The sequence below is a fragment of the Dactylosporangium sp. NPDC005572 genome (assembly GCF_040605515.1).
GTDB lineage: Bacteria > Actinomycetota > Actinomycetes > Mycobacteriales > Micromonosporaceae > Dactylosporangium.
On sequence record NZ_JBEXCY010000033.1, the window covers coordinates 1 to 13,250 of the forward strand.

Annotated in this window: 14 protein-coding genes and 1 pseudogene; 7 read left to right on the forward strand and 8 right to left on the reverse strand. The window is 66.4% G+C overall.

Going from position 1 to position 13,250, the window contains the following annotated elements:
- Window positions 1–342 precede the first annotated feature (342 nt).
- Window positions 343–840, forward strand: a complete 498-nt coding sequence (locus ABZS66_RS18600) for a YfbM family protein (RefSeq protein WP_354759239.1) — start codon at window positions 343–345, stop codon at window positions 838–840.
- 141 nt (window positions 841–981) lie between these two features.
- Here ABZS66_RS18600 and ABZS66_RS18605 read toward each other — a convergent pair whose 3' ends face one another.
- Window positions 982–1,308: a hypothetical protein gene (locus tag ABZS66_RS18605; RefSeq protein WP_354759106.1), complete on the reverse strand. Its 327-nt coding sequence runs from the start codon at window positions 1,306–1,308 to the stop codon at window positions 982–984.
- A gap of 264 nt (window positions 1,309–1,572) precedes the next feature.
- Between ABZS66_RS18605 and ABZS66_RS18610 the strand changes: the two genes are divergently transcribed.
- The 4 genes from ABZS66_RS18610 (at window position 1,573) to ABZS66_RS18625 (ending at window position 5,468) form a co-directional block, all read left to right on the forward strand.
- Window positions 1,573–1,962, forward strand: coding sequence for a hypothetical protein (locus ABZS66_RS18610; protein WP_354759107.1), 390 nt, complete (start codon window positions 1,573–1,575; stop codon window positions 1,960–1,962).
- Between the two features lie 237 nt (window positions 1,963–2,199).
- Window positions 2,200–3,123 (forward strand): hypothetical protein, encoded by a 924-nt coding sequence (locus ABZS66_RS18615; RefSeq protein ID WP_354759108.1) that lies wholly within the window; start codon window positions 2,200–2,202, stop codon window positions 3,121–3,123.
- Between the two features lie 252 nt (window positions 3,124–3,375).
- Window positions 3,376–4,539, forward strand: coding sequence for an IS110 family transposase (locus tag ABZS66_RS18620; RefSeq protein ID WP_354759110.1), 1,164 nt, complete (start codon window positions 3,376–3,378; stop codon window positions 4,537–4,539).
- A 293-nt stretch (window positions 4,540–4,832) separates the two neighbouring features.
- Entirely contained in the window at window positions 4,833–5,468 is a 636-nt protein-coding gene (locus tag ABZS66_RS18625) for a hypothetical protein (protein ID WP_354759112.1), read from the forward strand.
- Here ABZS66_RS18625 and ABZS66_RS18630 read toward each other — a convergent pair.
- On the reverse strand, window positions 5,447–6,172 hold the full coding sequence (locus ABZS66_RS18630; RefSeq protein ID WP_354759114.1) for an SMI1/KNR4 family protein: 726 nt from the start codon (window positions 6,170–6,172) through the stop codon (window positions 5,447–5,449). The genes ABZS66_RS18625 and ABZS66_RS18630 overlap by 22 nt on opposite strands.
- Window positions 6,173–6,908: 736 nt before the next feature.
- Between ABZS66_RS18630 and ABZS66_RS18635 the strand changes: the two genes are divergently transcribed.
- Window positions 6,909–7,061, forward strand: coding sequence for a hypothetical protein (locus tag ABZS66_RS18635; protein WP_354759116.1), 153 nt, complete (start codon window positions 6,909–6,911; stop codon window positions 7,059–7,061).
- Between the two features lie 115 nt (window positions 7,062–7,176).
- Here ABZS66_RS18635 and ABZS66_RS18640 read toward each other — a convergent pair whose 3' ends face one another.
- Window positions 7,177–7,629, reverse strand: a complete 453-nt coding sequence (locus ABZS66_RS18640; protein WP_354759117.1) for a bacteriocin immunity protein — start codon at window positions 7,627–7,629, stop codon at window positions 7,177–7,179.
- 167 nt (window positions 7,630–7,796) lie between these two features.
- Here ABZS66_RS18640 and ABZS66_RS18645 point away from each other — a divergent pair, with 167 nt between their 5' ends.
- Complete coding sequence (locus ABZS66_RS18645) at window positions 7,797–8,267, forward strand: hypothetical protein (protein ID WP_354759119.1); 471 nt, start codon at window positions 7,797–7,799, stop codon at window positions 8,265–8,267.
- A 267-nt stretch (window positions 8,268–8,534) separates the two neighbouring features.
- Here ABZS66_RS18645 and ABZS66_RS18650 read toward each other — a convergent pair whose 3' ends face one another.
- The 5 genes and pseudogenes from ABZS66_RS18650 to ABZS66_RS18670 all read right to left on the reverse strand — a co-directional run bounded on the left by ABZS66_RS18650 (window position 8,535) and on the right by ABZS66_RS18670 (window position 13,181).
- Complete coding sequence (locus ABZS66_RS18650; protein WP_354759121.1) at window positions 8,535–9,017, reverse strand: hypothetical protein; 483 nt, start codon at window positions 9,015–9,017, stop codon at window positions 8,535–8,537.
- 563 nt (window positions 9,018–9,580) lie between these two features.
- Window positions 9,581–10,123: pseudogene (locus tag ABZS66_RS18655) on the reverse strand (DUF2716 domain-containing protein).
- A gap of 126 nt (window positions 10,124–10,249) precedes the next feature.
- Window positions 10,250–11,134: an MBL fold metallo-hydrolase gene (locus ABZS66_RS18660; RefSeq protein ID WP_354759123.1), complete on the reverse strand. Its 885-nt coding sequence runs from the start codon at window positions 11,132–11,134 to the stop codon at window positions 10,250–10,252.
- A gap of 131 nt (window positions 11,135–11,265) precedes the next feature.
- Window positions 11,266–11,523 (reverse strand): hypothetical protein, encoded by a 258-nt coding sequence (locus ABZS66_RS18665; RefSeq protein WP_354759125.1) that lies wholly within the window; start codon window positions 11,521–11,523, stop codon window positions 11,266–11,268.
- 359 nt (window positions 11,524–11,882) lie between these two features.
- Window positions 11,883–13,181: an ammonium transporter gene (locus ABZS66_RS18670; RefSeq protein WP_354759127.1), complete on the reverse strand. Its 1,299-nt coding sequence runs from the start codon at window positions 13,179–13,181 to the stop codon at window positions 11,883–11,885.
- Window positions 13,182–13,250 lie beyond the last annotated feature (69 nt).

The following is a 13,250-nucleotide window of genomic DNA, read 5'->3' on the forward strand; positions in this document are numbered from 1 at the left end:
TCCAGCGCATCACGCATGACCTTGGTCCGCGCATGATCGCCAACCAACTGGCCGTCGCGCGGGCCCGCCGCGGGCCCGCGCCGAACGGAACGATCTTCAGCGACCCGACCGCCGGTCCCGGGATCTGGCCCGATCCGGCCTGAACCGCAGCCCTTCGCCGGGCAGTTCAGAAGAAGCAGGGTGCAGAGGAACAGAGCCGAGCGTGACCACAATTCCACGAGCAGCGCGCGGCCGGCGGCATGTGCGTGCGTTGCGGAACAGCTTGCCCGATCATCGACAGGTGGGCAGGACGATCGCCGCGACAGTGGAACGCAGCGAGATGGAGCGGAGTTCTTCGTGGGTATGGAGTTGATTGGGCGGCGGTTGTCGGACGATGAGCTGCGAGCGGTGCGTGACGACCCGGCGACGGTAGACGCGCTGCTCTACGGCGACCTCGACGATGCCGACGCGGAACTGCCTGATCCTGAGCTGGATCTGGACAAGTCTTGGCATGGCATCCATTTCCTGCTCACAGGCACGGCCTGGGAGGTGGGTAAGGGGGCTGGCGCAGCCGTGCTCGGCGGTGCGGAGATCGGTGAGGACACGGGGTACGGCCCGGCTCGGATCCTTAGCCCGAAGACCGTCCTCATGGTCGCCGCCGCGCTCGACGCACTGGATGTTGAGACGCTGCGCGGCCGTTTCGACGTGTCCGCGATGGTGGCCGCCGACATCTACCCGAACGTCTGGGCCGACGGCGCCGACGCCTTCGATTCGTTCCTCGCACCGAACTTCGCCTCGCTGCAGGAGTTCTACCGGGCCGCCGCAGCGAACAACCAGGCGGTCCTGCTCGCGATCACGTGAAAGGCTCGTTCAGGCGGGACTGCATCCGCTCATCGGCTTCTTGCGGGTGCCACGACTCACCAGCCGTCACGCTGGGTTGCGAGTCTCATCGCGGCAAATCCAGATGGCGACGGAACTGGCCTCGCCGCCGTCCGGCGCGAGTTACCAGGTAGCTGGGTCGGATCCGTCCGGTACCGGGAACGGGTTGTCGCGGCGTCCGCCGATCTGCTCCAGCGGGCCGCCAACCGGTCCGGCCCAAACCTCCGTGTTGCCCGGGCGCCAGATCGTCAATGCATCGGGTCCGTGGACCACCTCGAAATCCATCGCGTCCGACCCACGAAACAGCAGGATCAGCGCCTGTTCCGGCGGGAAGTAGTACGTCATGCCCTCGGGTTCGACGGCAAGCGAGAAGTCCGCTTCACCATGTCCGCTGATCGACATGCGGACTACGGACGGCTCACCACGATCGGATGTCACACCGTTGATCATCGCACCGAGTTCTGAAATCCCGCCCGAACTCCGAGACGCGTGGCGGGACGCCGGAACGGTGCCGTGTCCCAATGGATCTACGTCGCGTTCGATCGAACGTCTGGCGGCCTGCGGCAGCAGAGACCTGTTCTCGGCACGAGCGTGTGCCGACAGCCGAACTGCGGCCACCACGGAGCGTGACGGTCTTCGGTTCGATCGCCGCGCGAGCGCGCATGGACCGTCGCAGGCGTTGTCGGCTGATACTCGTGCTGGGAAGATCGTTCGGTGAACTCGTGGCCCACGTGGGATGAGTGGCTGGATGCTCTTCCGGCAGATCAGCGCGATCGCGCAATGGCCCTGGCGGAGTTGTTTGAACAGCGAGGAGCGCACGAGCCTCAGGACTGGGCCAGGTCGGAGCTCAGTGAGAACCTCGCTCAGATGGCCCGGTTCCTGATCTTGCGTCGACTCTGGCGAGATGTCATCGGCCCATGGATGGAACCCGACTCCCTCCAGCAGATGGAGCCTGCCCGGCGGTTGCTGGCAAACGGGGCGAACCCGCACGACGTGTTGCTGGTGGCTCGAGCTGGCGCATATGACGCTATGGTCGCCATGGTCGGAATGCTTGACGCCGGGATTGACTGGAAGGTCGCACCCAAGGTCCGGGATGGTCCCTGATGGAAACCGATGGCGACGGGCCCTGACTGGCCGGACGATATCCGGTCTGCACGAGTCACTCCTCCAGACAGACCCGTCAGGCAACGACGGAGACGACCTCTGGGAGTGAACGCAAGCCTCGTGTCGAGGACCCTCAGCAACAAGCACCGGGATTGCGCCGAGCCTCATCGCGGCTACAGATCCGGATGGCGGCGCTGGTCACTCGACACCCGTCCCTGGTACGGCGAAGATCGCTCTGTGGTGATCTCCGCGGGGCGTGATCTGATCCGGCGGATCGTGCTGGACTACGGATTCTGGGACGGCTATCTCGACCGGCCCTGGGAGGACTTCGATGACGATCCACCCGAACTTGCGACGGAGCTTGTGCTCCTGACTGCTGGTGCGATGTCGTTGGAGGTTCGGATGCTGCAGAACCCGAACCTGATGACGCTCTTCCTCCGTCAGGGCGATGAACTGCTGCCCGAACTGGGCTACGACGACGACTGCGCCCAGTTTCTCCCATGGACGTTCCGATGGCTCGAGCTGGAGTACATCGCTCGGCTGGCAGCCTTGCGCGACGTACAGCTGCGACATCCGGGTCCGTTGCTCGCGTTGTTGTCGCGCTTCACGCCGTTGACCACCGACGAGGAGGTCCGCGCTGCCCGGCCGATGCTTGCTGTCGCGCTGGACCTGCTCACTGAAGGGCCGCCGTTGCCCGAGCCGCGGTTCGGCCCCACCTTGCCGGAGCGCCTTGCCTATCAGCTCGATCACTGGGATTGCCGTGAGTTGAGATCTGGTTACCGATGGACGTCCAGCGCCGAGGGCTGGGCACTGACGGAAGCCGAGAACAACGGTTGGGGCTCGCTCACCATCCGAAGCCCGGACAGTGGCGAATTTCCGTTCCCGCAGTGGGCAACGTTCATGAACGACGTCGTGGCCGCCTACCGCGCGACCATCGACCCCCGCTGGCGATCGGTGCCCGCTCTACGAACCAGTACCTCCACCAGAGACGATCTAGATCCGATGGAACTGGCTGATCAGCTATCAACCGCCGGATGCGACCACCCAGTCGTCCTGCGCGCCCTTCGTGACCCTATCGACCCGCTTGAGACCACCTGGGCTCTCGAACTGCTCTACGGCGAGGAACCGGGTGCACGTCTACGGAACCGTCTCGTCGAATAGGACACGGCCACGCACGCTCATCGGCTTCTTATCTACTGGTGGCACGACCGCAGCCAGGCCAGGCTTGGTCGAGGTGATCGGCAGGGTCGCTCTCTCATCGGCTGCCCGCTGTGCTTTGGTGTGGCTCTCATTTGGCATGCGTCCTGCCGATCACCGCGGCGCGGAGAGGCTCCAGAGGGGTGTGCCCAGCTCGAAGAAGCGCTGCCCTCCACGCCGACGTCAGATCGTCGGATCGAGGAAGAAGCACACTGCATGGGACACGTCATCATCGGCATGGATCCGCATAAGCGGTCCGCCACCATCGAGATCATCAACGCTCGGGAGAAGGTTCTGGCGCAAGGCCGGTTCGGCACCGACCGTGACGGCTACGCCGCGATGCTCAAGCTGGGCCGGCAGCACAAAGACCGGGTCTGGGCGGTCGAGGGTTGCAACGGTATCGGCCGGCACATTGCCCAACGTTTGGTCGCCGACGGTGAAACCGTGCTTGACGTGCCGGCGAAGCTGTCTGCCCGGGCCCGGTTGTTCGACACCGCGCAGGGCCGCAAGACAGACGCGGCCGACGCGCACTGCATCGCCGTGGCCGCATTGCGCGCGGACGGGCTGCGGCAGGTTGTCGTCGACGACGTCACGGTCGCGTTGAAGCTGCTCGTCGACCGGCGTGACGGCCTGGGCCGGGCTCGGACCGAGGCGCTGAGCCGGCTGCACCATCTGCTGCTCGAACTCGTTCCGGGTGGGGCGAAGCAGTTTCTGTCTGCGCCGCAAGCCCGGGCTCTGCTCAACACGGTCCGGCCCCGCGACATCGTCGGACGCACTCGCAGGCAGCTGGCCTCGGAACTGATCACCGAAGTCGCGGTCATCGACAAGAAGATCAAGGCCGCCAATCAGCAGCTGACCGAGCTCGTCACCTCGACCGGCAGCACGTTGCAACAACTCAACGGCATCGGCCCGTCCGGCGCCGCCCGGCTCCTCGGTGATATCGGCGACGTCAGCCGTTTTGTCAGCCGGGACCACTTCGCGTCCTGGAACGGCACCGCACCCCTCGATGCGTCCTCCGGCGACCATCGCCGCCACCGGCTGTCGAGGGCCGGGAACCGGCGCATCAACCGGGTCCTGCACATCATGGCCATCGTCCAGTTGCGCAACGACACCGAAGGCCGCGCCTACTACCGCCGCAAACTCGCCGCGGGCAAGAGCCCGATGGAAGCCATGCGCGCCCTGAAACGCCGACTCTCCAACGTGGTCTACCAGCAAATGATCCGAGACATGCAACGCCACGAGACGGGCCCGGGAGGGCAAACGGGAGCGACTCTGCAATCCAGCGCGGCCGGCTCAATCCCGACAGCCAGCACTTCGGACAAGCCACTTCCCGGACCCGCCAGAACTCACTCTAGAACACCGCTGCTTGCCGCCTCTTGACACAGAGGGGTGCCAGTACAGGAAGCCGGGCGCCACTTGGTACCGGTCACGCGCTGTCAGGACCGGCGGTCGATGATCGCGCCCGGTCGGCGGCAGATGTGCGCGTCGCACCGGACCTGCTATCACCGGGGGCCCGCCGCGTCACCGTCCCCGCTCTGAAGGCCATGGCCGCGGCCGATCAGCGGCCGTATGGCTTCGTCCGTGACTTCGGGACCCGTTTGTAGGCGAGCTCGGGGCCCGTCGGCCGACGTCCGTTTCTTGTGTTCGTGAGTTCAGGACCCACCCAGGATGGAATGTCGGCCGGCGAGCCCAACACGGTCGAGTCGCCAACCTCGGCGCTGCCCGAGCCCTGGCAGCGCTCGAGGAAGCGGGCTGGGATCATCGTGGCCGTGTGGGATGTCAAGGCGGACGCGGAAAGCCAGCAGTGGGCCTTCACACCGCTCGTCGCAGTCGGCCCCCTGCGCTTCGGAGTAGGCCATGAACAGGTTTGCCGCGCACTCGACACCGCCCCAATCATGATCAATCACGATCCTGCGGGCAGAAGCTTCCCGGATGCTTGGTTCCGGGACCTCGGTGTGAGGACGTACTACGCCGGCTCCAAGCTTGCAGCCGTTGCTGTCGACGCGTCCACCGGGCCGCAAGTCACGCTGGCAGGCAGGGCACTCGTCGGTCAGGTGCCCTCACGGTTCGAGGACTGGCTCTGCGATTACGCGGAACCCCGAGGGCTGCTGCTGGCGTACACGTACGAAGGTCGCATCGGTTCACCCGACTTAGGGCTTCTTATGCGCGTTCAGCACGCGGGCGCCCAGGTGCTGACCCAGCCCGTGTTCATGACCGGCGAATGGGCGCAGGGCCTCTGGGACCGACCTACCTGGGCCCAGAAGTCGCGCACATCTGGGCCCCGTTCTCATGGACGGAGCCAGCCGTAGGAGTGCGGACCGCCCAGCCAGCGGCTCAGATACTCCGACTGGATATCGCCGGTCAGCAGGTCGGCCAGTGCGGTGGCGAATCCGGCTCCGTACTGCTCCCAGAGCGGTCCTTCCTCTTTGAGCATGACGGGCCAGTTGTCGGGGGCCGTGCCAGGTTTGACGTGCCAGAAGAGGAAGTCGCCGTTCCCGGTGTGTCCCCAGGAGATCAGGTCGTCGCCGAGCTCGAACCATGAGGGAATGTCTTCCCGGTCCGGGTTCCAATGCGACGCGTCACCCAGATGCCAGTCCCGCCGCCAGTTGCCCCGCCCGAAGAACTCCGCGCCGACGCACTCGTGCGCGTAGGAGTTCTGCCGGACCAGGTCCGCCCATTCCTCGGCTGCCTCGGGGGCGCACACGTGGACATGGTCATCGACCGAGCCCGGGCCGTAGGCGTCGATGAATGCCTTGTAGTCGCCAGGCAGTGTGACGCCGAGCTCGGTCTCCACCGCCGACCAGTCCTTGCCGTTCCCGGCGGAATCGGCCAGGGGCGGCAGATCCAGGATTTCAGCCAGATGCGCGGCAGCCTCGGCCGGCGTCCGCCGCGTTTCGGCGAGGTCCGCGACGGAGCGCTCACCGGACACGATGTCGTCCGGCCGGAGCAGGTCACCGCCGGTGCCGCTCACGATGGCATACGACTCGGTGAGGTCGACGACGATCAGTTCCACGTCGCGCTGCCGCCGGCCATGCTCCTCACAGGCCAGGCAGAAGCGTTCACCCGGCCGCGCCCGGTGCCGCGGGTGATAACCCGGCTCGCCCTCCAGCCGCCACCCGTCCGGGACGGCCTCGACGGAATCAACGGAGAACTCGAAACGCTCAATACGCACAGTCCGTATCGTGCATGACCTTCGGAACACGGACCGTACCGCCCTACCGCCCGATGGGATGCCCTCACGAACCCGTTCCGACGGTTCCTCAGACGAACGAAGCTGGCGCAACGCCAGTGGTGTAGAACCGGTGTCCGTGTCCTCCTGGCCTCGGTCTTGCCGCTGGCGATGAGGATGTGGCCGTCGCTGTGAACTTTACGATCGAACCCGACGGCCTGGCCGGCGTTCACGCAGCATGATCCGAGTGCGCGCTTATCGGCACGAGCGAGCACCTCGGCCGTAGCTCGACACGCTGAACCGCCGCCACGAAGCGTGACGATCGCCGTCCCAGCCGCGCGAGACCTGCGGCAGAAGAGCAAGTTCCGCCGCGCGGCAGCCCGGCCAGGCTTGGTCGAGGTGATCGGCGGGGTAGCTCTCACATTCGGCTGCCCACTTGATGTCTGGGTGTGGCTCAGACATGGCGTGCGCCCCGCCGGTCACCGCGGCGTGGAGTGGCTCCAGAGGGGTCTGCCCAGCTCGAAGTAGCGTTGCCCTCCTCGCTGATGTCAGCCCCGGCTCACGCGAGGAGAAAGCGCTGGTGGGACAGGTCATCATCGGGATGGACCCGCACAAGCGGTCGGCGACGATCGAGATCATCGACGGCAGGGAGACGGTGCTGTCCGGCGGCCGGCTCGGCACCGATCGCGGCGGTTACGAGGCAATGCTCGCCCCGATCGCAGGCGAATGGTGATCGCGCCGTGCCGATGGGCGGCTTGCTCGTGCACTGTGAGCCGTGGCCTTCCGTGACGATGGCTGCTCGGTCCTGGCGCGCCAACGGCGGCATGAGCGCGCGCTGCGGCGTTGTATCACAACGCGATGGGTCGGTAGCTCAAGGCTGCGTCGACGATGTCCTCCGGTGTCGCGTTGGCCAGCTCCGGTGGCGGATAGAAGATCAAGCTGGTGACTCGTGGGTGTAGGACGTTGGTGTGCAGCAAGAGAACGTAGTAGTCGGTGTCGTCGTCGGCGGCCTGTATCCGGCGGACGATCTCGATCAGTTCCTCGCGGGTGACGTTTTCGACCTTCGGCCATACGGGTCGGGCGGCCTCGAGCGCGAAATCCTCGACGTCACGAGACTTCCAGTAGGTGAGGAAGTCGTAGGCGGTGTAGGCATGGTCGGTGTCGGCGTTGAACGCGGCGATCGCCGCGTCGGCCGACTCGCCGCGCTCCAGCAGCCCTTCGATGGTCTCTACGGCGGTACACAGCTCTGCGATGCGCTGCGGTGGGACCACCGGCGGGCAGAGTTCGGGACGCAACTCCATCCGAACATTGTCTATGGACCAACCGGCGTCATCTCCTGAACGCACCGCGCGCTCATCGGCAGTTGCCCGACGCCTGCGGCGCCGTGCTCGCCGCCCTGGGCGCGCCGGACGGACCCGCCCGGACCCGGCGCGGTGGCGGACGGTGTGCGCGCCGGTACCCTCACCGGATGACCCCCAACGATGATCCGACCGACGGGCACGCCCGATTTGACCAGCTCAGCGCCGCCGTGCGGGAGAGCAGGCCCGGTGACGACCCGGCGCTGATCGCGACCCTGCTCGCCGAGCCCGACCGGCTCATGGCGGAGTCGGTGCTGACGTCCTTGGTGGATAGCCGGGCCGAACTGCTGGGCTCGGCGGCGTCCCTTGCCGCGTGGGCGGAGCCGCTGCTGGACGCGGTGGGTGCCGACGGGTTCGTAGCGCGGCGGGTGCGCGAGTGGGGCCTGTTCAAGGCGCTGCAGTCCGGCGCGTCGGTGGACCGCGAGGCGTTGGCGGCCGCCTCCAACTGGCTCCAGCGCAAGGTGGTCGAGGAGGCCGACTCGGCCGTGGTACTGACGGTGCTGGGCGAGGTCGCCCGCACGAAGCGGGTCCGCAACCTCGCGAAGACCCGCGCCGGGCGCCTGCGATCCGCGGGCCGGTGACCGGCGGGCTCTGCCGCACCGGCCCACCCTGGCAAGCTGAGGTTGATGATGTCGTCAGGGTTCTCGCCACGGCGATGGCCATCGCTTCGCCACGCTGACCAAGACGGTCCCACCCAGAGGTCACCCGTCTGCGCAGCCGTGACCGTAAGTCACCAGCACGGCCGCGCCGTCCAGCTTATGGTCTGAACCTGGCGCCCCGGATCGCGGCTATGAGCGGACACGCGATCATGCCGCCGCAATGGTCCTGTCGGCGATGACCGGCAGGATCTACATCTTCAAGGCCGGGCAGTACGGCTTGACCGCGGCATTGGCCTTGTCCATCTGGTCGATGGGGTCAATGGTGGCATAGCTGTCGGCGCGCCAGGTGTCCGCGTAGATCACCGAGTAGTGCTTGATCGCTGCCTTCGCCGCGGGATCGGCGGCCTTGGCCAGCTCGGCGTCGATCACCTTGTCCAGCCTGCTGAGCACGACCTCGGCATCTGCCTTGACCTTCGCGATCTGCGGCTGGTCATGGCTGAGCGACGCCTTGGCCATCGCACTGCCGAGCGGCAGCAGCTGGCCCTCTTCTGCCTTGTAGGCGGCCACCACCGCATTGCACACCGCCTCGGTGTTGGCTTTCACGTCAACGGTGGCGCTCGGTGCGGCCGCCGCGCTCGTGGCCGTTGTGTTGCCCGGCTCTCTGGTGCATCCGGTGGTCAGGCCGACCGTCGTGGCAAGAAGCAGCACCGGTAACAGTGGTGGCGTTCGCATGTTGTCTCCCCGTGTCGTGAACCAGCGACAGCAGCATAGAGACCACCACCGACAGTTTCTGCCCTGGTGCTTTGGAGGAGTTGCGGGCCTGGGCAATCCGCGAACCCTGCGGTCGTGGCTTCGTCGGCAACTTCGGGACTTCGTCTGTCGGCGAGCGTGGGTCCGACCGCCCGATGGCCAATTCGTGTGTTTATGCGTTCGTGGCCATACGTGGTCGGCGAGGGGGTTCAGACAGGCGAGCCAGCGCGAGCGGGTCGCCAGCAGCGTGGACATGCTCAGCCGGGATGTTCGGTAGGAGCGTAGCGGCCGCCCCCAATGGCCGCGCACGGTCGGCGGCAGATCTGGACGCCATGATCGTCGTCAGGCCGAGGGACGATCGCGTGACGTGGTGGAGTTGGCCTCATGTCAATGTCCTCCAACGCTGATCTACGCCAAGGCAAGCGATCAGCCGGGTCGCGGACACGTTCAGGAAGAGCTGGAAGTGCATCGAGCACTGAGTCGTGCTCTATCAGCGGCATGAGCGTGCGGCGGCACTCAGCGCAGCGAGCGGCCAACTCGGCGAATCAGTTCCTGCGCTTCACAGGGAGCCACACGGCAAGTGCCGGGACAAGCACTTCAGTCAAGTTGCTGCCGAACACACAGATCGTCTGCTCCCAGGGATGGCCAAAGGTTCCCTGCTCGAGGTCCTGCGTGATGAACGCGTGGTAGTCGCCGTTGGGGAAGGGCGGGATCCGCTATGGCTCTCCTTCGACGGCTTGCCGATGAGGCCAGAACCAGTAGGACGGGTGCTGCCAGTCGAGACCGACCAGCGGAACGTCAGCAGGAAAGACAGCCCTCATGGCCGAGAGAACCTGTTCGTTCAACGCGTCCTCGTCCGCTGCGAAACCACCGGCACGCCCGAAGACGACACTGAGGTCGAACGTCAACGAACCGGCTGGCTCCCTGATCGCCGGCCAGGTGTCAGGGTCCATCCCCGCCCGAAAGCGGAAGCGGGCATCGAATGGCGTCCAGAACCGCTCATCGTCCCGGATCTGCTGCCATGCACCGTTGTCCCACCCCGGCTTGCTCACGAAACAGATCGTGGCATGTCGGTCCGCCTCGATCACTCCCGATTCACCAAGGCCAAATGCAAGCCGGACCGGCGATCACGCATCGTCACGACATCAGCAAGCCGCGTACACGATCGGCGGCAAATGAGGATGCCGTCGCGCTAGATGAGCGAGCACCACCGCTCAAAGGCGCCAGACGATGAAGTTGTCGTGAGGGTAGGTCCCGATTCTTTTTCCGAACGGTGGAGCGCCGGGATCGCCACCGGCCTTGGCGAGCAGGTCACGCAGCGCACGCAGGTGGTCGACAGTCAGTTGTAGCGGCGGTTCATCTGGCTGGTATGTCGACCCGATGAGGTAGTCCTTGCCTGGTGTCATGGTCATTTCGATGTGGCAACCGAGGACGTGGCTGACCGATCGGGTCGCGCAGAAGTCCAGCAGCCGGTCGATGGTGGCGGTGAACGCAGGCCAGTCTTCGACGTAGAGCCGTCCGGGGTACACCGAGTCTCCGGTCAACAGCAACTGGGTGTACCGGTCGTAGAAAACGGTGGCCGATCTGTGGTGCCCAGGCCCAGGCAGCACGTCCAGGACTCGTCCGCCGAGGTCGAGGGTCGCCGCGCCGCCGGGCCACGAGTCCAGGCCGTAGAACTCGATCACGTCGGCCACAGATCTGCCCACCACAACGGTGTCTGGTCGATCGGCGAATTGTCCGTCGCCCGCGACATGGTCGTCGTGGCCGTGGGTATGGCCGACGGTCAGACCATAGCCGTCGCGGGGATGGTCGGCCAGCCAGGCGGCGATCAGCTCGTCGACCGTCCGGCGTAGTGGGAAGTATGACGGGTCGGCGGTGGCGCCGGTATCCAGCAACAGCGCTTGCGAGTTGCCGAACAGCAGGAACATGAAAGGGGCCTCGTGGCTGACCGACTTGTTCTGCCGCAGAATCATCGTGTTCGGGTCGTAGGCGTGCACCTGGATCTCGGGTGCGGGATCGTGCTTGGCCGACGGCCAGCCCGCGTGCCAACCGACCTCGAGGTTCCCGGCCCCGGCCTTGCCGTCACTGAAATCCAGCATGCGAGCATGCTACTGACCAGGTTCGGCATCGGCGCCGGACCGTTGGCGTAGACATGGCCGGGGGCCTGGACTCTCGCCTGACTTCAACGTCCGCTCAACAGCAGATCCGTGCACCTGACTTTGCTGACCTGCTACGGCAGGCCCAGGCTGCGCAACACGTTACGGATCCACTCACCGGTTCCGGCCTCGTCCTTGTCACGTGCGTCCGCGATGCGCGAGATGGCCGCATCGAAGTCTCGCCGCTCCTCGTCGCTCATCTGGCCGAGTTGGTAGGCGATCCCTTCCAGTGCGTTGATGGCCATGTGCTCGTGCGAGTAGAGCTCAGCGAGGTCCTCGAGGGTGGCCATGGCCGTCAGCAGCGCGCCGACGACGCGGTCGATGTCACTCACAACGCTTTCATACCTGACCACACTTCGCTGCGCGGACGCGCGAACGGTGCGAAGAGCGCTTGAATGCGCCCGCCAATGACGGCGCTCGGATCGCGGCTGAGCGGAAACGTGATGAACCGGTCAAGAGGGCAGTACGCGTTGTCCGATTGGCGGTCGAGGACACGCGCCTGGAACTGAGGACCGTGGCGGGCTGGTTCTGTCCGGGCTGCAATGTACGTTCCTGGACGAGCTTTCCTGATCGCGTCAACACGCCGTGCAGGCTCTGTGCCGCCGCCGCGACGTGGAAGCGGGTCCCGGCGCATGGGTCTCCACCCGGGAGGAGTGGGCGGAGTGCGCCGGGACCACGATCTGAGGTGAGGCTAGGCGGCTGCGGGCTCCGGGGTGCGCTCCTCCTCGACGACCTCGGGCAGGTCCGCGCCGTGGAGGTCGTAGCCCGACTCGCGGTGCACGCTGTCGATGCCCTCCCGCTCGACCTCGGCCGGGACGCGCAGGCCGACGACGACGTCGAAGAGCTTCGCGATGACCCACGTGAGGACGAAGGAGTAGGCGAGGACGGCGACGACCGCGATGGCCTGGTCGGCGAGGAGGCCGAGGCCGCCGCCGAAGAAGAGACCGTCGCGACCGTTCGGGGCGTCGGCGGTGGCGAGGAAGCCGATGAGCAGCGTCCCGATGACGCCGCCGACGAGGTGCACGCCGACCACGTCGAGCGAGTCGTCGTAGCCGAACCTGTACTTCAGGTTGACGGCGAATGCGCAGGCCGCGCCGGCGATGACGCCGATGACGAGCGCGCCGAGTGGGTTGACCGCGCCGCAGGCCGGGGTGATGGCGACCAGACCGGCGACGATGCCGGAGGACTTGCCGAGCGAGGTCATGGCGCCGCCCTTGATCCGCTCAAAGGCGATCCAGGCGAGGCCGGCGGCCGCGCCGGCGGCGACGGTGTTCAGCACGACGACGGCGGCGGAGTTGCCGGACGACAGCGCGGAGCCGCCGTTGAAGCCGAGCCAGCCGAACCAGAGCAGGCCGGCGCCGAGCGCGGTCAGCGGCAGGTTGTGCGGCTTGTGCGGGGTGTTCGGCCAGCCGGTGCGCTTGCCGAGGACGAGCACCACGGCGAGGGCGGCGATACCGGCATTGATGTGCACGGCGGTGCCGCCGGCGTAGTCAATGGCCTGGATCTTGTTGGCGATCCAGCCGCCGGTGACGGTGTCGCTGGAGAACGCGAAGACCCAGTGTGCGACCGGCAGGTACACCAGGGTCGCCCAGACGGCGGTGAAGGCCAGCCAGACGCCGAACTTCATCCGGTCGGCGACGCCGCCGGCGATCAGCGCGGTGGTCAGCGCGGCGAAGAGCATCTGGAAGACGGCGAACAGCGCCGGCGGGATGGTGGCGGCCTCGTCGCCCTTGAGCAGCCCACCGAGGCCGAAGTTGCCGGTGTCGAGGCCGAGGATGCCGCCACCGCCGATGGAGTCGCCGAAGGCGAACTGGTAGCCGTAGACGACCCAGATGCAACAGACCACGGCCACGGCCCCGAAGGTCATCATGACCATGTTGACGACTCGCTTGGCGCCGACCATGCCGCCGTAGAAGAGGGCGAGTCCGGGGACCATCAGCAAGACGAGCGCGGTGCTCGCGAGCAACCAGGCGGTACTACCAGTGTCCACTGTAGAGGCTCCTTGAGTATCATCGCATGAACCGCTGTTGCCCAGCAGTGCACTCAAGCCTCGTTTCGG